At 67.6% G+C, this 22,530-nt stretch carries 21 protein-coding genes; 5 read left to right on the top strand and 16 right to left on the bottom strand.

The genetic code is table 11. The features are described from left to right. Window positions 1-5: 5 nt before the first annotated feature. From BMX57_RS08375 to BMX57_RS08350, 6 genes are read right to left on the bottom strand one after another with little or no spacing between them, the layout of a single operon-like run. Window positions 6-1,457: an aldehyde dehydrogenase family protein gene (locus tag BMX57_RS08375; protein ID WP_092365021.1), complete on the bottom strand. Its 1,452-nt coding sequence runs from the start codon at window positions 1,455-1,457 to the stop codon at window positions 6-8. After that, a complete protein-coding gene (locus BMX57_RS08370; RefSeq protein ID WP_092365018.1) occupies window positions 1,450-3,063 on the bottom strand; it encodes an ABC transporter ATP-binding protein in 1,614 nt (537 codons plus the stop codon). The genes BMX57_RS08375 and BMX57_RS08370 overlap by 8 nt, the downstream gene beginning before the upstream one ends. Then, window positions 3,060-3,875 carry an ABC transporter permease gene (locus BMX57_RS08365; RefSeq protein WP_092365015.1) on the bottom strand — a complete coding sequence of 272 codons (816 nt, stop codon included), beginning with the start codon at window positions 3,873-3,875 and terminating at the stop codon, window positions 3,060-3,062. The genes BMX57_RS08370 and BMX57_RS08365 overlap by 4 nt, the downstream gene beginning before the upstream one ends. Further along, window positions 3,872-4,819 (bottom strand): ABC transporter permease, encoded by a 948-nt coding sequence (locus BMX57_RS08360; RefSeq protein WP_092365541.1) that lies wholly within the window; start codon window positions 4,817-4,819, stop codon window positions 3,872-3,874. The genes BMX57_RS08365 and BMX57_RS08360 overlap by 4 nt, the downstream gene beginning before the upstream one ends. Before the next feature lie 42 nt (window positions 4,820-4,861). Next, on the bottom strand, window positions 4,862-5,926 hold the full coding sequence (locus tag BMX57_RS08355) for a ligand-gated ion channel (RefSeq protein WP_092365538.1): 1,065 nt from the start codon (window positions 5,924-5,926) through the stop codon (window positions 4,862-4,864). A 51-nt stretch (window positions 5,927-5,977) separates the two neighbouring features. Further along, window positions 5,978-7,465: an ABC transporter substrate-binding protein gene (locus BMX57_RS08350; protein WP_092365012.1), complete on the bottom strand. Its 1,488-nt coding sequence runs from the start codon at window positions 7,463-7,465 to the stop codon at window positions 5,978-5,980. A gap of 174 nt (window positions 7,466-7,639) precedes the next feature. Here BMX57_RS08350 and panB point away from each other — a divergent pair, with 174 nt between their 5' ends. Further along, window positions 7,640-8,482, top strand: a complete 843-nt coding sequence (gene panB, locus BMX57_RS08345; RefSeq protein WP_092365009.1) for a 3-methyl-2-oxobutanoate hydroxymethyltransferase — start codon at window positions 7,640-7,642, stop codon at window positions 8,480-8,482. Beyond that, window positions 8,479-9,330: a pantoate--beta-alanine ligase gene (gene panC, locus BMX57_RS08340; protein WP_092365006.1), complete on the top strand. Its 852-nt coding sequence runs from the start codon at window positions 8,479-8,481 to the stop codon at window positions 9,328-9,330. Before panB ends, panC begins: the two co-directional genes overlap by 4 nt. Window positions 9,331-9,339: 9 nt before the next feature. Here the strand turns inward: panC and BMX57_RS08335 are convergent, their stop codons facing one another. The 9 genes from BMX57_RS08335 to BMX57_RS08295 all read right to left on the bottom strand — a co-directional run bounded on the left by BMX57_RS08335 (window position 9,340) and on the right by BMX57_RS08295 (window position 16,916). After that, window positions 9,340-9,882 carry an isopentenyl-diphosphate Delta-isomerase gene (locus tag BMX57_RS08335; RefSeq protein ID WP_092365534.1) on the bottom strand — a complete coding sequence of 181 codons (543 nt, stop codon included), beginning with the start codon at window positions 9,880-9,882 and terminating at the stop codon, window positions 9,340-9,342. Window positions 9,883-10,024: 142 nt separating this feature from the next. Beyond that, the gene (locus tag BMX57_RS08330; protein WP_092365004.1) at window positions 10,025-10,429 is read right to left on the bottom strand and encodes a c-type cytochrome; all 405 of its coding nucleotides are present in this window, start codon (window positions 10,427-10,429) and stop codon (window positions 10,025-10,027) included. A gap of 77 nt (window positions 10,430-10,506) precedes the next feature. Continuing rightward, the gene (locus BMX57_RS08325; protein WP_092365000.1) at window positions 10,507-11,541 is read right to left on the bottom strand and encodes a P1 family peptidase; all 1,035 of its coding nucleotides are present in this window, start codon (window positions 11,539-11,541) and stop codon (window positions 10,507-10,509) included. A 31-nt stretch (window positions 11,542-11,572) separates the two neighbouring features. After that, window positions 11,573-12,319 (bottom strand): SDR family oxidoreductase, encoded by a 747-nt coding sequence (locus tag BMX57_RS08320; RefSeq protein WP_092364997.1) that lies wholly within the window; start codon window positions 12,317-12,319, stop codon window positions 11,573-11,575. Window positions 12,320-12,380: 61 nt separating this feature from the next. Then, window positions 12,381-12,800: an alternative ribosome rescue aminoacyl-tRNA hydrolase ArfB gene (gene arfB / locus BMX57_RS08315; protein WP_092365531.1), complete on the bottom strand. Its 420-nt coding sequence runs from the start codon at window positions 12,798-12,800 to the stop codon at window positions 12,381-12,383. Window positions 12,801-13,063: 263 nt separating this feature from the next. Continuing rightward, on the bottom strand, window positions 13,064-13,702 hold the full coding sequence (locus tag BMX57_RS08310) for a queuosine precursor transporter (protein ID WP_092364994.1): 639 nt from the start codon (window positions 13,700-13,702) through the stop codon (window positions 13,064-13,066). Between the two features lie 93 nt (window positions 13,703-13,795). Beyond that, window positions 13,796-14,716 carry an esterase-like activity of phytase family protein gene (locus BMX57_RS08305; protein WP_092364991.1) on the bottom strand — a complete coding sequence of 307 codons (921 nt, stop codon included), beginning with the start codon at window positions 14,714-14,716 and terminating at the stop codon, window positions 13,796-13,798. Further along, a complete protein-coding gene (gene mepA, locus BMX57_RS08300; RefSeq protein ID WP_177175419.1) occupies window positions 14,689-15,549 on the bottom strand; it encodes a penicillin-insensitive murein endopeptidase in 861 nt (286 codons plus the stop codon). The genes BMX57_RS08305 and mepA overlap by 28 nt, the downstream gene beginning before the upstream one ends. 2 nt (window positions 15,550-15,551) lie before the next feature. Further along, the gene (locus tag BMX57_RS08295) at window positions 15,552-16,916 is read right to left on the bottom strand and encodes an MFS transporter (protein ID WP_092364988.1); all 1,365 of its coding nucleotides are present in this window, start codon (window positions 16,914-16,916) and stop codon (window positions 15,552-15,554) included. Between the two features lie 128 nt (window positions 16,917-17,044). Here BMX57_RS08295 and BMX57_RS08290 point away from each other — a divergent pair, with 128 nt between their 5' ends. From BMX57_RS08290 to yaaA, 3 genes are all read left to right on the top strand, one after another. Next, window positions 17,045-17,332 (top strand): YggT family protein, encoded by a 288-nt coding sequence (locus tag BMX57_RS08290; protein WP_092364986.1) that lies wholly within the window; start codon window positions 17,045-17,047, stop codon window positions 17,330-17,332. An 81-nt stretch (window positions 17,333-17,413) separates the two neighbouring features. Then, window positions 17,414-19,453: a DNA helicase RecQ gene (recQ, locus tag BMX57_RS08285; protein ID WP_092364984.1), complete on the top strand. Its 2,040-nt coding sequence runs from the start codon at window positions 17,414-17,416 to the stop codon at window positions 19,451-19,453. Between the two features lie 33 nt (window positions 19,454-19,486). Next, the gene (gene yaaA, locus BMX57_RS08280; protein WP_092364982.1) at window positions 19,487-20,257 is read left to right on the top strand and encodes a peroxide stress protein YaaA; all 771 of its coding nucleotides are present in this window, start codon (window positions 19,487-19,489) and stop codon (window positions 20,255-20,257) included. On the opposite strand, the gene BMX57_RS08275 is transcribed toward yaaA, so the two are convergent. Next, window positions 20,245-22,437 (bottom strand): response regulator, encoded by a 2,193-nt coding sequence (locus tag BMX57_RS08275; RefSeq protein ID WP_092364979.1) that lies wholly within the window; start codon window positions 22,435-22,437, stop codon window positions 20,245-20,247. The genes yaaA and BMX57_RS08275 overlap by 13 nt on opposite strands. Window positions 22,438-22,530 lie beyond the last annotated feature (93 nt).

Raw genomic sequence — 22,530 nt, 5'->3', positions numbered from 1 at the left:
GCGGCTCAGCCGTGGCAGGCGGCCACGGTCTTGAGCTGCGAGAACCCGTAAAGCGCCTCGAATCCCTTCTCGCGGCCGTGACCGGATTTGCCGACCCCGCCGAAGGGCAGTTCGACGCCGCCGCCGGCGCCGTAATTGTTGATGAACACCTGTCCCGCCCGCAGCCGTTTCGCCAGCCGCATCTGGCGCCCGCCATCGGCGGTCCAGATCCCGGCCACCAGCCCGTAATCGGTGCCGTTGGCGATGGTCACGGCCTCGTCCTCGGTATCGAAGGGGATCAGCACCTGCACCGGCCCAAAGATCTCGTCGCGGGCCAGCGGATGATCGGGCGGCACGTCGGCAAAGAGCGTCGGCGGAACATAGGCCCCGGTATCGGGCGCATGATCGACGATCCGCCCCTGCGCAACCAGGTTGAGATCGGTTCCACGCTCCAGGAAACCGGTGACGATGCCCTTCTGCCGGTCCGAGATCAGCGGCCCCACCCGCAGGTCGTCCAATGCCGGACCGACCGTCAGTTCCGCGTAGGCGGCGGCCATGCGCTCGCGGATCTCGGCATAGACGCCGCGCTGGACCAGGATGCGCGACGAGGCCGAGCAGGTCTGTCCGGCGTTCTGGATGCCGGCGCCGACCAGAAACGGCAAGGCGGCCCCCAGGTCGGCATCGTCAAAGACCAGCTGCGGCGATTTCCCGCCCAGCTCCAGCGTCACCGGCACCACGTTGCGCCCCGCCGCCTGCTGCACCAGCGCGCCGGTAGCGACCGAGCCGGTGAACGAGACGTGGTGGATGCCCGGATGCGCCGAAAGTGCCGCCCCGGCCTCGGCCCCCAGTCCCGGCACCACGTTCAGCGCGCCGGGCGGCAAGCCGGCCTCCTCGGCCAGATGCGCGAAGGCCAGCGCGGTGAGGCAGGCCTCTTCGGCCGGTTTCAGCACGCAGGCATTGCCCATCGCCAGCGCCGCGCCGACCGAACGGCCGATGATCTGCATCGGATAGTTCCACGGCACGATATGGCCCGTGACCCCATGCGGTTCGCGCAGGGTATAGACGGTGTAGCCGTCGAGATAGGGGATGGTTTGGCCCGTCACCTTGTCGGCCGCGCCGCCGTAGAACTCGCAGTAGCGCGCCAGCGCCACGGCATCGGCGCGGGCCTGCGCCAGCGGCTTGCCGACATCCAGCGCCTCGAGCCGCGCCAGCTCGTCTATGCGCTGCGACACCAGTTGCCCCAGCCGGGTCAGGCAGCGGCCGCGCTCGGTCGCTGTCATCTTTCCCCAGTCACTGGCGCGGGCGGCCTCGGCCGCGGCCACGGCGGCGTCGATATCCTCGGCCGAACCGCGCGCGATGCGGGCCAGTTCGGACCCGTCCGAGGGGTTGAGCAGACCCAGCGTGTCGCCGCTCGCGGCCGCGCGCCAGGTGCCGCCGATCAGGCAGAGGGCGGGGTCGAACCAGATTGCGTCAGACATGGCCTTGGCTCCTGCGGATTTCCTCGGGATCGGGCAGCACCGGCGCGGCCTCGATCAGGCTTTTGGTATAGGGGTGCCGGGGGTCGCTGAACACCTGCTCGGTTTCGCCCTGTTCGACGATCCGGCCGGCCTGCATCACCAGCACCCGGTCGGTGATCGTGCGCACCACGCTCAGATCATGGCTGATGAACAGATAGGTCAGGTTGTGGCTGCGGCACAGCTCGGCCATCAGGTCGAGGATCTGCGCGCGCACCGAAACATCCAGCGCCGAGACCGCCTCGTCGAACAGGATCAGCTCGGGCTTGATGATGAGGGCCCGCGCGATGGCGATGCGTTGGCGCTGCCCTCCCGAGAACTCGTGGATATACTTTGCGGCATCCTTCGCGCGCAGCCCGACCGCCTCCAGCGCCTCGGCAATGGCCTCGGCCCGCTCGGGCCCCTCGGGCGGATCCTCCAGCAGGTGGAAGGGCTCGGTGATCAGCCGTTCGACCCGGTGGCGCGGATTGAAGCTGCCATAGGGGTCCTGGAACACGACCTGCATCTTGCGCCGGATGCGCATATTGGGGCGATGGCCGGAAAAGACCGGTTCGCCGTCCAGCCGGATCTGCCCCGACTGCACCTCTTCCAGACCCAGAATCGCCCGTGTCAGGGTCGATTTTCCGCATCCCGACTCGCCCACCAGCCCCAGGCGCTCGCCCCGGTCGAGGGCAAAGCTGACCCCGTCCACTGCGCGGTGATACCCGGGCCGCGCAAAAAGGGCGCGGCGCGGCAGGCGATAGTCGCGGCTGACGTTCTCGACCTGCAACAGCGGCTCTTCGGTGCGGGTCGGGGGCAGGTCGACGCGATGGCCCGACGCCTGGAACAGCATCCGCGTATAGGGATGCCGCATGTCGGCCAGCAGGTGCCGGGTCGGGCCGGTCTCGACCACTTCGCCGTGGCGCATCACCGCGATCCGGTCGGCCATGCCGGCGACCACCGCAAGGTCATGGGTGATCATCAGCAGCCCCATGCCGAACTCCTGCACCAGCCCCTTGAGCAGGTCGAGGATCTGCGCCTGGGTGGTCACGTCCAGCGCGGTTGTCGGCTCGTCCGCGATCAGCAGTTTGGGACGCAGCGCGATGGCCATGGCGATCACCACCCGCTGCCTCTGCCCCCCGCTCAGCTCATGCGGATAGCGCGCCAACGGAAACCGCTCGGGCGGCAGGCCAACACGGTCCAGAACCTCGCGCGCGCGGGCCTCGGCGGCCTCGGGTGACATCGCCTTGTGGATCAGGATCGTCTCCATCACCTGATCGCCGATGGTGCGCACCGGGTTCAGCGCCGTCATCGGCTCCTGGAACACCATGCCGACCGTGGCGCCGCGCAGGGCACAGAGCCGCGATTCGGGCAGGTTGAGGATCTCGGTCCCGTCCAGGCGGATCGCGCCGTCGCAACGCGCGCCGCCGGGCAGCAGCTGCATCACCGCCAGCGCGGTCATCGACTTGCCCGATCCGCTTTCGCCGGTGACCGCCACGATCTCACCCGGTGCGATCGACAGGTCGATGCCGTGCAGCACCGGCTGGGCGTGGATCGACAGCGACAGCCCCGATATCTCGAGCAGGCTCATGTGCGCGCCACCCTTATGCGCGGGTCCAGCCAGTCGCGCAGCCCGTCGCCCAGCAGGTTCAGCCCCAGCACCGTGACGATGATCGCCACGCCGGGAATCAACGCCATGTGGGGCGCGAAACTGACCATGGTCTGCGCATCGGCCAGCATCCGGCCCCAGCTGGGCGTGGGCGGCTGCGCGCCCAGGCCCACATAGGACAGCCCGGCCTCGGCGAGGATACCCAGCGAGAACTGGATGGTGCCCTGCACGATCAGCAGGTTGGCCACGTTGGGCAGGATGTGCTCGGCCGAGATGCGCGCCGCGCCCTTGCCGGCAACGCGGGCGGCCAGGATGAACTCGCGTTCCCACAGCGACAGCGCCGCGCCACGGGTGATGCGGGCGAAAACGGGGATGTTGAAAATGCCGATGGCGATGATCGCGTTCACCGCGCCGGGGCCAAAGACAGCGGTGATCAGGATGGCGATGACAAGGCTGGGAAAGGCAAAGACCAGGTCGTTGCCGCGCATGATCACCTCGTCCAGCCACGACCCCTTGCGCGCTGCAGCGGTCAGGCCCAGCGGCACGCCCAGGGTCATGCCGATGCCCACCGCCACCAGCGCCACCGCGATCGAGGTGCGCGCGCCGACCATGATCATCGAGGCGATGTCGCGGCCGAAATGGTCGGTGCCCAGCAGGTTCGCGCCGCCGGGCGGGCGCAGCTTGTCGGGGATGTTCATCGCGGCGTGATCGAACGGCGTCCAGAGGAACGAGACCAGTGCCGCCAGCACCACCAGCGACGACAGCGCCGCGCCCAGGATCAGGTTGCGGCTCATGTCCGCGCCCTCAACCGCGGATCGACGGCGGCATAGGCCAGGTCGACCAGGAAATTGACCGAGATCACCGCGAAGACCAGCAGCATGACCACCGATTCCACCACGATCAGGTCCCGCGACGAGATCGCCTGAAAGATCAGCCGGCCGAGGCCCGGCAGAAAGAACACCTGCTCGATAATGATCGAGCCCGCCAGCAGGAACGAGAATTGCAGCCCGATGATGGTCAGCACGGGGATCAGCGCGTTGCGCAGGCCGTGCCGCCACAGCGCCTGCCGCCGGGTCAGGCCCTTGGCGCGGGCGGTGCGCATGAAATCCTCGCCCAGGATGTCGAGCAGCGACGACCGCATCACCCGCGCCAGGATCGCCGCCTGCGGCAGGGCCAGCGCGATGGCGGGCAGGGTCAGGGCGTGGATGCCGGGCCACAGGCCCTTGTCCCAGCCCGGAAAGCCGCCCGCGCCGAACCAGCGCAGGTTGATGGCGAAGATCAGCACAAGCATCATCGCGAACCAGAAATTCGGCACCGCGACGCCCAGCTGCGTGGCACCCATCACCGCCATGTCGCCCGGCTGCCCGCGTCGCGCGGCGGCATAGATCCCGGCGGGAAAGGCAATGGCCGTGGACAGCGCCAGCGCATAGAGCGCCAGCGGCAGCGATACCCACAGGCGGTCGGCGATCATCTGGGCCACCGGCGTGCGATAGGTGTAGGAGGTGCCGAAATCCCCGCTCAGCATGCCGCCCACCCATGCCAGGTAGCGTTGGAGCTTCGGAACGTCGAGGCCAAGCTCGGCCCGGAGCGCCGCCAGCGTGTCGGGCTGCGCGTTGACGCCCAGCATGAACGCGGCCGGATCCCCCGGCGCCACTTCGATCACGGCGAAGATGACCACCGACGCGACGATCAGGCTCAGGCACAGGGACAGGAGACGTTTGAGCGCGTATCTCAGCATCGCGATCACGTTACGGATGGCGGCGGCGGCGGTCCAGAGCCATCAGGTCAGCAGGTAGCGGACCACGGCGAACCCGACAATGGCGGCATAGCCCAGCGGATAGACCCACCGGATCACGTAATAGTCCAGCGTCTCGGCCAGTTCGCCCTGACCCTTCAGCTGCATGCGCGCCAGCACCATGTTGAACACGATGATCGCGCCGGTGACCACAAAGACCCATTGCAGGATGAAATCCACGAAGGTCAGGTAGCCCAGCCGCGGCAGGTCGGCGGAGACCGCCCAGTTGAAGGCCACGAAGACCAGCAGGTTGGCGCCGGCGATCTCGGCGCGTTTCTTGTAATCGTCGAAGAAGAAAGCGGCCCAGGACACCGTGATCAGCACCAGAAGCGGCAGGAAGATGCGGATCATGTAATACTGCGTGTGGCGATGGCCCTCGAACACCAGGGTCACCCGGTCGCTTTCCTGGCCGCTGATGCCGGTTGTCGTCGACACCTCCAGGCGCGGGTTGTTCAGCACCCATTCCTCCTCGCCCAGCATGTCGCCCAGACCCGAGAACGCCTCGTCACCGGAATAGGTCACGACGTCGTTGGGAAACACCGAAACGATTTCGAAAAAGAAGGTCTGCGTGTCGAACGGGTATTTGTGAAAGTCGAAATGCGGGGCCTGGAGGGTCAGTGAGGAGCTTTCGAAATAGCTGGCCTCGCCATCGGGCGTGATGGCGATGACCGCGTGATGGATCCAGCGATTCGACTGCTGGTTGCTGATGATGAAACCCGGCGGGATGGTGTCCCGCTTGCTGGCATAGTCCAGGAACTCGTCGGGCTTGACGATCCGCGCCTTTCGCGAGTCTTCGTCGCGGTCATAGGCAAGTTTCGGGTCGGTCCAGCTGGCGCGGATGGTGACGACGGCACCGTAATTCTCGGATTTCTGATCGACGAACGAAATCTGGCTGATCTCGATGCCGACGCTGACATCCAGGGGCGCCCCGTCCTCGGGGATGTCGGCCTCCAGGCCGAGTCCCATGAGCTCCTGGGCCTGGGTCGGGGCCGTCCACAGGCTCAGGACCAGCAGCGACAGCGCCGCCAGCGACCGGACAAGCCGCATCATGCCGCCCCGGTGCAACGGCACCGGCCCCAGCAAGGCTTGGACGGGATCACGTCATTCCGCCCAGCTGATCGCGGCCAGGTCCACCGCGGCCGTCGGGGCGTTGGCCCACAGGCCCTGCACCTCGGCCTTGGCCACGCTCAGGTTGGCCAGCTGGAACAGGTAGCCGTTGACGTAATCCTCGGCGATGGTGGTCTGGGCCTGTTGCAGCAGCTCGGTGCGCTTGTCCGGGTCGGTGGTGGCGTTCAGCGTCTCCATCAGCGACTGGAACTCGGCATTGTCATACTGGAAGTAGTAATCGGGCCGGGCATAGATGCCGATATCCATCGGCTCGGTATGGCTGACGATGGTCAGGCCGAAATCCTTGCCGCGGAACACGGTTTCCAGCCATTGCGCCCATTCCACATTGGTGATCTCGGCGGTGATGCCGACCTCGGCCAGCTGCGCCGCGACGATCTCGCCGCCACGCCGCGCGTAGGAGGGCGGCGGCAGGTGCAGTGTGGTTTCGAACCCGTCGGCAAATCCCGCCTCGGCCAGTAGCGCGCGCGCCTTTTCGGGGTCATGCGCGGAATTGCCGGTCAGGTCCAGATAGGCCGGGTGATGTGGCGCGAAATGCGTGCCGATGGGCGTGCCGTATCCGAACATCGCCCCGTCGATGATCGCCTGCCGGTCGATGGCATGGGCCAGCGCCTGCCGCACCTTGGGATTGTCGAAGGGCGGCTGCTTGTTGTTGGTGGACAGGATCGTTTCGCCCTCGGTCGAGCCGACAAGGACCTGGAACCGGGGATCGGCCTCGAATTGCGGCAGGTTCTCGGGCGCCGGGAAGCCGGTGAACACGTCCACATCCTCGGCCATCACGGCGGCGAAGGCGGCGGTGGGGTCCGAGATGAACTTGAACGTCGCCGATGCCAGCGCCGGCTGGTCGCCCCAGTACTCGGGATTGCGCGTCACTTCGATCCGGTCGCCCTGCACCCATTCCGAGAAGGTGTAGGGGCCGGTGCCGACCGGAGCGGTCTTGATGTCCTCGATGCTCTCGGGGGCGACGATGACGGCATCGCCCCAGGCGAGATTGAACAGGAAGCTGCCATTGGGCTCGCTCAGCGTCACCTCGACGGTCAGCGGATCGACGACCGCGACCTCGGAGATGCCGGCGAAAAGGGCCTTCTGCGCGTTGGCGCTGTCCTCGGCGCGGGCGCGGTCGAGGCTGAACTTGACGTCCTCGGCATCCATCGCGGTGCCGTCATGGAAGGTCACGCCGTCGCGCAGCTTGAACGTATAGGTCGTGCCGTCCTCGGAAATCTCCCAGCTTTCGGCCAGCAGCGGCACGATCGACCCGTCGCCCTGGAACCGGGTCAGCCCCTCGAAGATATTGACATAGACCACCGAGTCGATCGCCTGTGCCGCGGCCCCGGTGGGGTCCAGATGCGGCGGTTCCAGCTGCATGGCGACGGTGATGTCCTCCTGCGCCCAGGCGGTGCCGGCAAACAGTGCCGCGGTGGCCGCAAGCGCCGGTGCCAGCGCGCGTGTGAATGAGATTGCCATGTCTGTTCTCCCCGTTTCTTGTCGCCGGTCGGACGCAGAGCGCCGAAGGGTCCGGATCGAATGTTCCCGCAAATCCGTCTCCGATCAAGGAATTGTTGGCGCAACCGGCCTTTCTCTGACGCGCCGCAATTGCTATTCCCGCCCCCATTCCGTTCCAGATCGCAGGATCCACGCATGAGCGCGACAGCCCGCAAGACCGCCCCGATGGCCGATGACATCCGCGCCAGGAAAGGCGGAACGCCGCTGGTCAGTCTGACCGCCTATACCACGCCGATGGCGCAGGCGATGGATGCGCATTGCGACTTCGTTCTGGTGGGCGACAGCGTGGGCATGGTGCTGCACGGCCTTCCCTCGACCCTTGGCGTCACGATGGAGATGATGATCCTGCACGGCCGGGCGGTGGCGCGCGGGTTGTGCCGGGCGATGATGGTGATCGACATGCCCTTCGGCAGCTACGAGGAAGGCCCCGAGCAGGCGTTCCGCAATGCCGCGCGGCTGATGGCCGAGACCGGCGCGGGGGCGGTCAAGCTGGAGGGCGGGGCCACGATGGCGGACACGATCCGGTTCCTGGTGGCGCGCGGTATCCCGGTGATGGGCCATGTCGGCCTGACCCCGCAATCGGTCAACACGCTGGGCGGCTACAGGGTCCAGGGCCGCGATGCCCGGGCCGAGGCGGTCCTGGCCGATGCCGGGGCGGTGGCGGATGCGGGCGCCTTCGCCGTGGTGCTGGAGAAGGTGCCGCAGGCGCTGGCCGACCGGATCACGGCCCAGGTGCCGATCCCGACGATCGGCATCGGCGCCTCGGCCGGCTGTGACGGGCAGATCCTGGTGGTGGACGACATGCTGGGCATCTTCACCGCCTTCAAGCCGAAATTCGTCAAGCGCTATGCCGATCTGGGGGCACAGGCGGAAGAGGCCATCGCGGCCTATGCCGAGGATGTGCGCGCGCGCCGTTTTCCGGCCGAGGAGCACGTGTTCGCCAGCCAGGCGCCAACACCCGGAGCCAGCGACGGATGAGCGCCCCGATCCTGCGCGACCGGAACACGTTGCGCCGCCTGCGGGAGGGCTGGGCGCGGGCGGATCAATGCATCGGTGTCGTGCCGACGATGGGCGCGCTGCACCCAGGGCACCTGTCCCTGGTCGAGGCGGCCAAGGCGGCCTGCGACCGGGTGATCGTGACGATCTTCGTGAACCCGACGCAGTTCAACAATCCCGCCGATCTCGACCGCTATCCGCGGACCGAGGCGGAGGATGCCGCGCTGCTTGCGCCCTACGCGGTGGATGCCGTTTATGCGCCCGCCCCGGATCAGGTCTATCCCGAGGGGTTTGCCACCACGGTTTCGGTTCAGGGGCTGACCGACGCTATGGAAGGGGCGTTTCGGCCGGGACATTTCGACGGTGTGGCAACTGTGGTCGCAAAGCTGTTCCTTCAGACCGGCGCGCAACAGGCGTTCTTTGGCGAAAAGGACTACCAGCAGCTTCTGGTGGTGCGCCGCATGGCGCGGGACCTGGACATCCCGATCACGGTCACCGGTTGCCCGACGGTGCGCGAACCCTCGGGTCTGGCGCTGTCGTCGCGCAACCGGCGCCTGTCGGCGGCCGGGCGGGACCGGGCCGCTGCGCTCTACAGCGTGATGTGCGAGACCGCCCGGGCTCTGGCCGCCGGGCAGAGCTTTGCCCCGCTGGCGCAAACGGCGCGGCAGACGCTTGTGGATCAGGGCTTTGCCGCGCCGGAGTATTTCGAACTGCGCAGCGAGGCCGCGCTGGCACCGCTCGACCGCCCGACCGAACCGGCGCGGCTGTTCGTTGCGGCCGAACTCGAAGGCGTGCGCCTGATCGACAATATCGCCGTGCCTGCGGTCTGAGGGCCGGTATCAGGCCTTGGCCGAGATGATCAGGTCCGGTCCGAAGATCGTGTCGGAGTGGTTTTTCAGGTAGATCTTGAGCCACGGGGTGAACCGCTCGGGGTGGCGTTCGACCTCGGCCAGCAGGTCGTGATAGGCGATCCAGCGGGTGTCCATCACCTCGGCGGGATCGGGCGCGACATCCAGGTCGCCGCGCACATGGGCCAGGAACACGTCCACGACCTCGTTCTCGATCATGCCGTTGCCGACATCGGCGTGGTATTCCAGCCGGTGGCGGTATTCCGGATAGAGACCGGTGATCCCCAGCTCCTCGCGCAGCCGCCGCACCGCACAGGTCGACGCCGGTTCGTTCCAGTCGGGATGGGTGCAGCAGGTATTCGCCCAGAGGCCCGGGGTATGATACTTGCCCATCGCCCGGCGCTGGATCAGGATGTCCAGGCCGCGCACGGCAAAGACCGACACCGCCTTGTGCTTCAGGCCGCGCTCATGGGCTTCCAGCTTGTCCACCGGAACCAGGTCGCCATCGACCCAGGCCGGGATCTTGATACCCACTTCCACGATCTCCCCTTGCCGCAACCGCGGCGCATCGCGCCCGGACATGCGTCAAGGGTGGCGGCGTTTCATCGGTGGATCAAGCGTACGAAAGGCCGCAGGGGGCTGCGGCCTTCGCTGGTCTCGACGAGGTTGCGGCGGATTACTCCGCGACGCTTTCCAGATAGGCATAGACGTCCTCGGCACCCTTGCGCAGCTTGAAGGACATCTTGGACTTGGCGCCGGTGTCGTCCAGATACTCCTTCAGGAAGCCCCTGGGATCCTCGGTATAGGCGACGAAGTTCTCCTCGTTCCAGACCAGACCCTTTTCGCCGGCCTCGACCAGGCTGTCACCATATTTGAAATCTGCGGTGCCTGCGGTCCGGCCCACGACGCCGTAGAGATTCGGGCCGGTCTTGCCGCCCTTGACGATCTCTTCGCCGGAATCGGACACGACCATGTGGCAGGACTTGCACTTGCGGAATTCCTTTTCGCCCTTCTCGGGGTCTCCGGCGACAGCGGGCATCGCCATCATCGAGACGGCTGCGGCTGCGATCAGATACTTCATTGGCTTAACACTCCTTGGGTCTCATGGGTGGTGAGGCTCGGGGCAGATAGTCGGTCGTGAGAGGCCGATGTCAACAGTCACTTTGACGCGCCCGAGACATCGGCGGCGCTCTGCGACCAACACGGCAGGAGGTCCCCGGGTTCCGGCCGGGCATGAAAAACCGCCCGCGCGATGGCGCGGCTGAGGCAGAGCGCGGCGGCATGGCCGATCCGGCTCAGGTTGGCCTCGGGCGCATCGATGGCACGGGTTCCGGTTGCCAGCGAAAAGACCAGATCGCCATCCCCGGGCGAGTGGGCCGGTACGATGGCACGGGCGATCCCGTCATGCGCGGCGACCGCCATGCGCTGGCATTGCGCCTTGCTGAGCGCGGCATCGGTCGCGACGATCGCGATGGTGGTGTTGCCCCGGTCCTGCCCGGCGCCGGCCATCGCCGCCATCTTGCGGCTGTCGAGCTGTCGGCCCAGCCCGCCGGCGGGATCCGGACCCAGCCCGCCGAATTCGCCGGCGATCTCGAACGGGGCAGCCCAGAAATGGCGTTCGCCCGGCGTGGTGACGCTGCCCATCGGGTTGGCCGCAACCAGCGCGCCCACGATGGTGCCGTCGTCGAGAACCAGCGAGGCCGAGCCCAGCCCGCCCTTGAGCATGGCCGTCATCGCACCGGTGCCGGCCCCGACGCTGCCCAGCGCGAAGTCCGGCTCGGCGGCGGCCAGCGCATCGCGGCCCAGGGCACGATAGGGGTTCTTCTGCCATGCCTTGTCGCCACCGCTCAGCAGGTCGAACAGGATCGCGCCCGGCACGATCGGAACCCGCGCCGGTCCCACCGCAAAGCCCCGGCCCGCGGCGTGCAGCGCGTCGGCGACCCCGGAACAGGCGTCGAGCCCGAAGGCCGAGCCGCCCGACAGCACCAGCGCATCGACCTGCGCCACCGACTTGTCCGGCGCCAGAAGGTCGGTCTCGCGCGTGCCGGGGGCGCCGCCCATCACCGCCACCGAGGCGGTGAAAGGGGCATCGGCCGTCAGCACGGTTACGCCGGATTTCAGCGCGCCGTCCTGCGCGTTCCCGACCATCAGGCCGGGGATGTCGGTGATCAGGTTCGCGGGTCCGGGGGTCATCGCACTCTCCTGCGTCTTGCGAGGGGCCGCTTCAGATGCAGCGGCCGCCGTCCACCTCCATCGCGACGCCGGTGATCATCGCGGCCTCATCGGAACACAGGAAACAGGCGGCGTTGCCCATGTCCTGCGGCGTCGAGAACCGGCCCAGCGGGATGGTCGAGAGGAACTTGGCACGCATCTCGGGCGTGTCCTCGCCCAGGAAGGACTTGAGCAGCGGCGTCTCGCCCGCCACCGGGTTCAGCGCATTGACCCGGATGCCGTCGGGCGCCAGTTCGACCGCCATGGTGCGGGTCGCGGTGATCATCCAGCCCTTGGAGGCGTTGTACCAGTTCAGCCGGGGCCGCGGCGACACGCCAGCGGTCGAGGCGACGTTGAGGATCGCCCCCGTGCCGCGCTGCTTCATGTGCGGGACCAGGACGCGGGCGGTCAGGTAGACCGGTTTCATGTTCACGCGGAACATCCGGTCGAAATCCTCCTCGCCGACCTCTTCCAGCAATGCGGGCAGGTGCGTCACGCCGGCATTGTTGACCAGGATGTCGAGATGCCCGAATTCCGCCAGCGCAGCCTGCGCCATGCCTTCGACCGCCGTTCCATCCGAGATGTCCACGGCATGAGCGATGGCCGCGTCGCCGATCTCGCGCGCCGTGTCATGCGCGGCGTCGGCGGTGATGTCGGCGATCATCACCCGCGCCCCCTCGGCCGCGAATTTCCGCGCGATGCCCGCGCCGAAGCCCGAGGCGCCGCCGGTGACGATCGCGGTTTTTCCCTTCAGCCTCATGACATTGCCCTTTCGTCCCGAAACCCGGTTCAGATTATCAGCGCAGGCCACGGACGCCAGATCATTCGTCCTCGACCCGGCCGCGCAGGGCCTTGACCTGGCCGCGGGCCTTCTTGCCGTCCAGCCGCCGGCGCACCGATCCGCGGGTGGGTTTCGTGGGTATCCGGCGCTTGGGCGCCACCAGGGCGCGGGCGATCAGCTGGGCCAGCCGGTCGCGGGCGATCTCGCGGTTGCGGGCCTGGCTGCGGGTCTCGTCGCACTGGATGATGATGGCCCCGTCCTTGGTCCAGCGCCGCCCGGCCAGCCGTTTCAGCCGGCTCTTGACCGGTGGCGGCAACGAGGGCGAGCGCGCCGCTTCGAAGCGCAGCTCGACGGCGGTGGAGACCTTGTTCACATTCTGCCCGCCGGGACCCGAGGCGCGCACGAAGCTCTCGGTCAGTTCCCAGTCCTGTAGGGTGATGTCATCCGAGACGTGCAGCATGGGCCGGACCATATCGCGGCCCATCGCAATCAGAAAGGGCCACCCGATCGGGGTGGCCCTTCGAAAGTTCCGGAGGCTGTGCCGGGCGGCCTATCGGCCGGTCCGGGGCGGCATGGCCGCCGAGGGCTGCCTCAGCGAGCGGACGCGCTCAGGTTCCGGCACCTCTCTCCAATCCCTTTCTCGACACTGGACCACCTCCTTTGCTTTGCTGTTGAACTCAGGGCAAAGGTGGCACAGGTCGCGGATTTCGCCAAACGAAATCGTCAGGCCAGGCGCGAGGCGGGATCGAGCCGCGCCACGATGGCGCGGAACGGGACCAGTGCGATCAGCGCCAGCGTCAGCTTCACCAGCCAGTCGGCAAAGGCCAGCGTCACCCAGAGCGGTGCCACCGTTCCGGCGGTCATGAAGGGCATCGGCTCCCACGCCCAGGACACGGCGGCATCGGCATCCGCGCCGAACAGCGTGACCGAGGCGGAGAAGGCGATGGTGAAGAACAGCGCGGTGTCCAGTGCCGAGCCGGTGAGTGTCGAGACCAGCGGCGCGCGCCACCAGCGCCCGCCGCGCAGGCGGTCGAACACCGCCACGTCGGTCAGCTGCGCGATCAGGAAGGCGGTGCCCGAGGCGACCGCGATTCGCAGCGGCACAGCAGGGCCGTATTCCAGCATCACCTGGCTGCCGATCAGCGAGCAGATCACCCCGGTGACGAAGCCCGCGAATACCACCTTGCGCGCGGGTCCCGCGCCATAGACGCGGTTCATCACGTCGGTGACCAGAAAGGCCAACGGATAGGTAAATGCGCCCCAGGTCAGCAGACCGTCGAGGATGAGGAACTGAACCAGGATGTTCGAGGCCACGACGATGGCGGCCATGGCAAGAATGCCGGGAAGATGCGTGCGTGTCATGTCTGATGCCCGTTTTGACAAGGTTGCGGCGACTTGGCCCGGCGCAGGTCCGGGCAGGGCGCGCTGATAGCCGGTTCGCGCGGGCTTGGCAAGTCAGTCCGGCAGGCGGTATTCGACCAGCTCGGTCCGCTGCAGGGCCAGGAAATTGTCGTCCGAGATCATCGTCGCGCGCAGGCGGCCCGCGCCGTCGCGCCAGATCGAGACGCCTTCGAGATTGTCATGGGTGCCTGTCGCGGTGGTCAGAAGGATCTCTTCGCCGGCGATGCCCGAGGGTGCGATGCGAAACCGCCGCAGCCGGGTGCGGAACCCCACGAACCCGGTCGCGCGCTCAAGAACATAGAGCCGCCCGCCGGGTCCGAAATCGGCCCCGACCGGCAGGAACCGGTCGCGGGCAGGCAGGTCGAAGGGCTGTGTCCAGCGCCGGCCGTCCCAGCGATAGACCGGGATCCGGCCCTGCGCCGTCCGGTTGCTCTCGGGCATGGTATAGAGCCGGCCCGCCCGGTCGATGGCCAGCGCCTCGAAGGATCCGTTTGCGGCCAGCGACCGGAATGCCCGGGGCCGGTCCAGAACGACGGCCCGGTCGCCCGCGCGGCGATAGCGGGCGACGCGGTGAACGCCTTCGAACGAGACGTTGAGCGTGCCGTCCGGCGACAGGGCCAGCCCTTCGGAATCACCGGCCCGGCCGCGCAGCACCTTGCCCCGGCTGGAGAGCAGCTTGACCGCCGGCCCCGGCCGGATGTCCGTGATGCGGCCCCCGTCGCGGGTGATCTCCGCCGTCAGCAGCGTCGCGCGGTCGCCCAGAACGGTCATGCGGCGGCCGTCTTGGGACAGTTCAAGCCCCGAGAACCCGCCGAACCAGCCCGCGTTCATCCGCCAGGTGAAACTGCCCAGATGGGTTGCCGAGCCGCGGTCCACCGCGCCGGCCGAGCCGCCGGTCAGCGCCGCCCCGGTGGCCAGGACCGCAATGGCGACGACCCCGGCGGCGGCTAGCGCGAGCGCAGGACGTTTGTGCATTGCTGGGGCAGATCCGCCAGGACGTATTCACGGCGTTTCTTGGGGGCCGGCGCGTTGGGGTCCGGCGGCGGCGGGTTGAGGATGTTGCGCACCCATTGCTGCGCCTCGGCGCAGCCATCCCCGCGCGGCGGCGGGTTCTGGTCGACGCAGCCGCGCTGTCCGCGCGGGCAGTTCAACCGGACGTGGAAATGATAATGGTGGCCCCACCAGGGCCGGATCTTGCGCAGCCAGCGGCGGTCGCCCTTCTCATCGTTGCACATCTGCACCTTGGCGCCCGGAAAGACGAAGATGCGCGCCACCCGCTTGTCCTTGGCCGCCGCGCGCAGCAGGGCGTGATGCGCGCCGGTCCAGTTGCCGTTCACATAGGCGCCGTTCGCACGCCGCAACGAGATCGACGAAATGTTTTCGCGCGCGTTGCGCGACAGGCGCAGGTTGTCCGCGGGCCGCATCCAGATGTCGACGTCGAGGCCCAGCTGATGGCTACGGTGCCCCGACAGCATCGGGCCGCCGCGCGGCTGGCTGATATCGCCGATATAGAGCCCGTTCCAGCCCGGCAGCCGCGCGGCGAATGCGCTGAGATCGCGGATATAGTCGACGGTCTCGGGATGGCCCCAGTTTCGGTTGCGGCCCAGGCGCATCGCCTGCCAGGTCGGGCCGGTCTCGGGCAGTTGCACCGCGCCGGCCACGCAGCCCTTGGAGTAACCGCCATAGACGGCAGGTTTCTGCGCAGAGCTCTGGCGCTGGGCGCCGAACAGCTGCTTGGCCAGCGGCTCGGCACCGGCGGGCGCGGCGAACAGGGCGATGGCGGATAACAGGATGAAGGTGCGCAGCATGGCTAGTTCTGGTCCCCTTCCGGTCTGACCCAATACAGCAGGAACAGTCCCAGAATAAACAACAGCACGATCGGTGAAACCCCCAATCTCGCGCTGCCGGTCAGGTTGGTCGCCAGGTCGATCAGCGCCGGCGCGACAAAGGCGGTGGCGCGTCCCGACAGGCCGTAGAGGCCGAAGCTCTCGGTCGGGGCGATGGGATCGGTGTGGCGCACCATCAGGCTGCGGCTCGAGGATTGCAGGATGCCGCCCATGCCGCCGATAAGGACACCGCAGACGAAGAAGAGCGTGTCGGGCAGGGTCGAGCCGGTGGCCAGCGCGATGCCGAAGACCTGCTCGCGGTCCATCGACACGATCGTCGTGCAAACCGCGATCAGCACCCAGATCGCCAGCACGATCACCGGCTTCGGCCCGATCCGCTTGTCCAGCTTGCCGCCGAGATAGGCAAAGACGGCCGAGGCCAGAACGCTGACGATGCCGAAGATGCCGATGCGGATCAGATCCCATTCCAGCACCAGGCGCGCATAGACACCGCCGAATCCGTACAGCCCGTTCAGCGCGTCGCGGTAGAACATCGACGAGCCCAGATAGGCCGACAGGCTGCCGCGGTGGCGCAGGTTGGCGACCGATTTTCCCAGCAGGCGCAGCGCCGTGCCGAAGCTGCCGTGGCGGGTGGCGTTCTGGTCGTCGCGCACCCACAGGAAATAGGGGGTCATGAACAGAACGAACCAGGCGGCGGTGAACGGGCCGACAAAGCGCGTGCCCTCCATCCGGCCCGCATCCAGCCCCAGCGCCGGGTCCAGACCGATCAGCGTCTTGCCGCTGGGCTGTTCGACGAACAGAAGCAGCATGATCGCCAGCGAGACCAGCCCGCCGAAATAACCGAAGGCGAAACCGGTGCCCGAGATCGCACCCACCTCGTTGCGGTCGCCCAGGTCGGGCAGTTGCGAATTGATGAAGACCAGCGCGTATTCCGCACCCACGAAGCCCAGCCCGAAGGCCGAGAGCATCAGCCACATGTTCGACCCGTCGGGCATCGTGAACCACAGCGCCGCGGAGCCGGCGGCATACATCACCGAAAAGCCGAAGATCCACGGCATCCGCCGGCCGGTTACGTCGGCCATCGCCCCCAGCAGCGGCGCGCCGAAGGCGATGATCAGCCCGGTGATCGCCAGGCAGCGCGCCCAGGCGCTCTGTGCGCTGGCGGCGGCGGCCTGCGGTTCCATCCCGGTCGACGCGAAATACTGCGCCGCGACGCCGGCGAAATAGGGCCCGAAGATGAAGGTCACCAGGAGCGTGTGATAGGGCTGGCTGGCCCAGTCGAAAAACCACCAGCCCCAGATGCGCTTTCGCGCGGAAATCTCTGCCATGCCTGTCCCCAGCGCCCTTTTCAGCCGTTATGGCGGTGCCGCGGCGGGCAAGGCAAGCGTTTCCTCGGTCTTGCCCTTGCCCGGTCTTGCGCTTAGGTCTTTCACCGATGTGAAAATGAGGTTCCCGGATGCAGTCACTCTTTCAAATCCTGATGCTGATCCTCGACGTGGTCTGGTTCCTCGTCATCGCCCATGTGATCATGAGCTGGCTGATCAACTTCCAGGTCCTGAACCTGCACCAGCAATTCGTGGCGCAGATCTGGTATGGTCTGAACCGGCTGATGGAGCCGATTTATGGCCCGGTGCGGCGGATCCTGCCGCCGATGCAGGGGCTGGACCTGGCGCCTTTGGTGGTGCTGCTGGGGGTCTTCGCGCTGCGCATCATCCTGACCAACAACGCGGCGTTCTTCTACTGACGCAGCCTCTTGTTCATCAATTCTTAGTATGTGAGACTGCAATCCAAGAGCAGATATAGATTTCTTGGACAGGTTTCCCCGATGCCCGACGCCGCTCCGCTGCTGCGAGAGGTCTTTGGATTCGACGCGTTCCGCCCCGGGCAGGAAGAGATCGTCGGCGCCGTGACCGCCGGTGAGAACGTGCTGGCCATCATGCCCACGGGCGGCGGCAAGTCGCTGTGTTTCCAGCTGCCCGCGCTGATGCGCGGCGGTGTGACGGTGGTGATCTCGCCGCTGATCGCGCTGATGCGCGACCAGGTCCGCGCCCTGCAGGAGGCCGGGGTGGCGGCCGGGGCGCTGACCTCGGGCAATACGGCCGAAGAGACCGATGCCGTGTGGGAGGCGTTGGAGCGCGGCGACCTCAAACTGCTCTACATGGCGCCGGAACGTCTGGCCGCCGGCTCGGCCCTTGGCATGCTGCGGCGCATCGGCGTGTCGCTGATCGCGGTGGACGAGGCCCACTGCGTCAGCCAATGGGGCCATGATTTCCGCCCCGATTACCTGCGCATCGGAGAGCTGCGGCGCGATCTGGGCGTGCCGCTGGCCGCCTTCACCGCCACCGCCGATGCCGAGACCCAGGACGAGATCGTCGTCAAGCTGTTCGATGGGGCCGAACCGCGCCGGTTCCTGCGCGGTTTCGACCGGCCCAACATTCACCTGGCCTTTGCCGCCAAGGACAGCCCGCGCCGCCAGATCCTCGACTTCGCCGGTGCGCGCAAGGGCCGCTCCGGCATCGTCTATTGCGGCACCCGCAACAAGACCGAGGTGTTGGCGCAAGCCCTGCGCGAGGACGGGCACAGCGCCTGTCACTATCACGGCGGGATGGAGGCCGAGGACCGCCGCGTGGTCGAGGCGCGCTTTGCCCGCGAGGACGGCTTGATCGTGGTCGCCACCGTCGCCTTCGGCATGGGCATCGACAAGCCGGACATCCGCTGGGTCGCCCATGCAGACCTGCCGAAATCCATCGAGGCCTATTACCAGGAGATCGGGCGCGCGGGCCGCGACGGGGCGCCGGCCGAGACGCTGACCCTGTTCGGCCCCGACGACATCCGCCTGCGCCGGTCCCAGATCGACGAGGGGCTGGCCCCGCCGGACCGGCGCGCCGCCGATCACGCCCGGCTCAACGCGCTTCTGGGTCTGGCCGAGGCTCTGGATTGCCGCCGCAAGAGTCTGTTGGGCTATTTCGGCGAGGAGGCGGGGAATTGCGGTCATTGCGACCTGTGCGACACCCCGCCCGAGACCTTCGACGGCACAACGCCGGTGCGCATGGCCCTGTCGGCCATCCTGCGCACCGGCGAATGGTTCGGCGCGGGCCACCTGATCGACATCCTGACCGGGACCGAGACCGACAAGATCCGCGCCCGGCAGCATGACCGGCTGCCCACCTTTGCGGTCGGGCGCGACCGTACCCGGCCGCAATGGCAGGCGATCTTTCGCCAGATGATGGGCCGCGATCTGGTCCGCCCCGACCCCGAGCGCCACGGCGCTTTGCGCATGACCGAGGCGGCCAAGCCGATCCTGCGCGGCGAGGCCGGGATCGAATTGCGCCGCGACACCATCCGCAAGGCAACCCGGCGGCCGGCGGTCAAGGCGATGGTCTCGGATGAGGACGCGCCGCTCCTGTCGGCGCTCAAGGCCAAGCGCCGGGCGCTGGCCGAGGCCGCGCGGGTTCCGGCTTATGTCATCTTTCCCGATCGGACCCTGATCGAAATGGCCGAGACGCGGCCCGCCACGCTGGACGCGATGGCCGGGATCGCCGGGGTGGGCGCCAAAAAGCTCGACCGCTACGGCGCCACGTTTCTGGAGGTGATCACCGGAGAGGCCCGCGCGGCACATCCGGTCCAGCGTCGGCTGGCGGGCCGCGGCCGCGCCGGGATCTATGACCAGCTGCTCGAAGTGCAGGCCGAACTGGCGCGCGGCCAGGGCGGCATCGACAAGCCGCTCAGCTGCTCGGCCGCGCAGCTGGCGAAGGTGGCGGAACTGACCCCGGGCGACCGTCCGGGGCTGGAGCGTGTGCTGGGGGATCGCCGCGCCGAGAGATTCGGAGACGCCTTTCTGGACGTTCTTGGCGCCGCGGACTAGATCAGGACGGATGACGGAACCAAGGGGGCGGGAATGCTGGTTGTGATCTCTCCGGCCAAGCGGCTGGACTGGGCGGAACGCGATGTCGAGATGACGCAGCCCGCGATGGCGCAGGATGCCAACCGGCTGGCCCGCACTGCGCGGAACCTGACCCTGGGCGGCCTGCGCGACCTGATGGATCTGAGCGACGACCTGGCCCGGCTGAACCGCGACCGGTTCCGCGCCTTCGAGGATGCGCCCGCGCCGGCCGCGACCCGCCCGGCGGTTCTGGCCTTTGCCGGCGACACCTATCAGGGCTTGGAGGCGTCCTCGCTTGAGCCCGAGGAACTGGCCTGGGCGCAGGATCATCTGCGCATCCTGTCCGGTCTCTACGGCCTCTTGCGCCCGCTCGACGCGATCCAGCCCTACCGTCTGGAAATGGGCAGCCGTCTCAGGACGCGGCGCGGCGGCAGCCTCTATGACTATTGGCGCGACCAGCTGAGCAAGGCCCTGAATGCGCAGGCCGAGGCGCTTGGCACCGATGTGCTGGTCAACTGCGCCAGCCAGGAGTATTTCGGCGCCGTTGCGCCCAAGGCGCTCCGGCTGCGGGTGATTTCGCCGGTGTTCATGGAGGACAAGGGCAGCGGCCCGAAGATCGTCAGCTTCTTCGCCAAGAAGGCGCGGGGCGCGATGGCGCGCCATGTCATCCAGAACCGGTTGGAGGATCCCGCGGCGCTGCGCGATTTCGACAGCGGCGGCTATGCCTATCGGCCCGACCTCTCCGAGCCGGACCGTCCGGCCTTCGTGCGCCCCTATCCGGACTGATCCGCCGTGGCGGGGACCGGATCGCGCGCCCCTTGCGGCCGTGCCAGAACGATCCGCTCGACCAGCTGCGCCTTCTGCAGCGGTTTCGTCAGGTAGTGGTCCAGCCCGGAGGCCAGGATCTCGCCCGAGTCGCCCTGCATCGCATGCGCGGTCAGCGCGACGATCGGCACCCGGACGCCCGAACCAGCCTCGATGCGGCGGATCTCGGTTGTGGCCTGCTTGCCGTCCATGCCGGGCATCGAGATGTCCATGAACACCAGATCCGGCGCGAAACCGCGGTAGAGCGCGACCGCTTCATGGCCGTTGCCGGCAAAGCGCAGCTCGATATCCAGCGCCTGCAGCATCTTGCGCAGCACCAGCTGGTTGGTCCGGTTGTCCTCGGCCGCCAGCACCCGCATCCGGCGGGGCGTGGGTGGAGCAGTGGCGTCCTGACCACCGGCCGCACCCGACGGATCGGCGCCAAGCGCTGCAAGGTGCCGGAACAGTACGCCGCGCGGCACCGGTTTCTGCAGGATACCGTCGAGCAGGCCGGCGGAGGGGTCCGCCTGCACGGCGCCGGGGCTGGAGGTCAGCATCAGCACCGGCACGTCCCGCCGCCCTCGTTCGCGCAGGGCCGTGGCCAGTTGCAGACCGTCCATGCCGGGCATGTTGTGATCGGTCAGCACAATGTCGACACCGTCATCGAACCGCTCCAGCGCCTCGTCGCCCGAGGCGCAGGCGGTGACGCGGATGCCAAGCTGGTCCAGCTGCTTCTCCAGGATGGCGCGGTTCACCGCCAGGTCGTCCACGATCATCGCGTGCCTCAGGCCCCGCGGCATTGCCGGCAAGGCCGGCCGGTTGGTGTTGGCCAGCGGCAGGGTCAGGCGGAAGCCGAAGCACGATCCCTGGCCCGGCGCGCTGTCGACCCACATCTGGCCACCCATGATCCCGACCAGCCGTTTCGAGATCGCAAGTCCCAGCCCGGTGCCCTCGAACTGGCGATTCCGGGCTTCCTCCAGCTGGTTGAACTCGCCGAAGATGTGGTCCTGTTTTTTCGACGGAATGCCCGGCCCGGTATCCTCGATCGCCAGGTGCACGGCGCATTTGCCGCTGGCGGGATCCGGCACTCCGGTCACCCGCACCAGGACGTGACCCGTTGCGGTGAACTTGACCGCGTTGCCGATCAGGTTGGTCAGAACCTGCCGCACCCGCCCCGGATCGCCCTTGAACTGTGTCGGCAGGAACAGGTCGTAATCCACCAGCAGATCAAGCCCCTTGTCGCGCACTCTCGGCTGCAACAGCATGACGATCTCGTGGATGCAGCGTTCCAGGTCGAACGGCTCGGGATGCAGGGCCATCCTGTCCGCCTCGATCTTGGAGTAGTCCAGCACGTCGTTGATGATGACCAGAAGCGCCTCGCCCGAGCTTTTGATCGTGCTGGCATAGAGGCGCTGATCGTCGTCCAGCGCGGTTTCCATCAGCAGGTCGGCCATGCCGACGACGCCGTTCATCGGGGTCCGGATCTCGTGGCTCATGTTGGCCAGGAAAGCGGATTTCGCCCGGTTCGCGGCCTCGGCCCGTTCGCGCGCGGCGCGCAGTTCGGCCTCGTAGCGGACGGTGGGGGTGATATCCAACGCCAGGCTGACGACATCGCCGCCATGCCCGCGCTGGTCGATCAGCTTGATATATTTGTCGTTCCACAGGCGGATCACCGTGGGTTTCGGGTTCGGTGCGGTCCAGCGAGCGATCATCTTCTGCCGCCAGTCCGCGGGGTCCTCGGGGTCGGGATCCACCAGCCCCTCGTCGATCAGCAGCTCCAGAAGCCGGATGTAGCTGACGCCCGGCGCGACGTCGTCCAGCCCGTCGAAGACCCCGAGATAGGCCGCATTGGCGCCGATCAGACGGCTGTCGGCGTCGAAGAAGGCAAACCCGTCCTGGATCGTCTGGATCGACAGCCACAGGCGGCGCTCGGCCAGCTCGATCTTGGCGTTGGCCGCGGTCAGGTCGGATTTGACCTTTTCGTTCTCGTCGCGGACGGTCTCGACCTCGGCCCGGGTTTCGCCGATTTGCCGGGTCAGGGCGAGGGCATGGCGCCCCAGTTTTCGGTTGGCGGCCGACAGCTCGGCCTCCTTCAGCGCCAGCAGGCGTTCCGCTGCCAGCCGCGCGCGCCGTTCCTCGGCCAGTTTGTTCGCCAGGCTCATCGCGCCGAATCCAGTCTGCCCCTTGACGCAGCCAGACTGCTCCGCCTCCGGTGAAGATCCGCTTAATCAGCGCGGCGGCGGAAACGATTGCCT

This window comes from Cribrihabitans marinus (assembly GCF_900109035.1).
Taxonomy (GTDB): Bacteria; Pseudomonadota; Alphaproteobacteria; order Rhodobacterales; family Rhodobacteraceae; genus Cribrihabitans; species Cribrihabitans marinus.
This window is presented reverse-complemented; position numbering and strand designations above follow the sequence as displayed.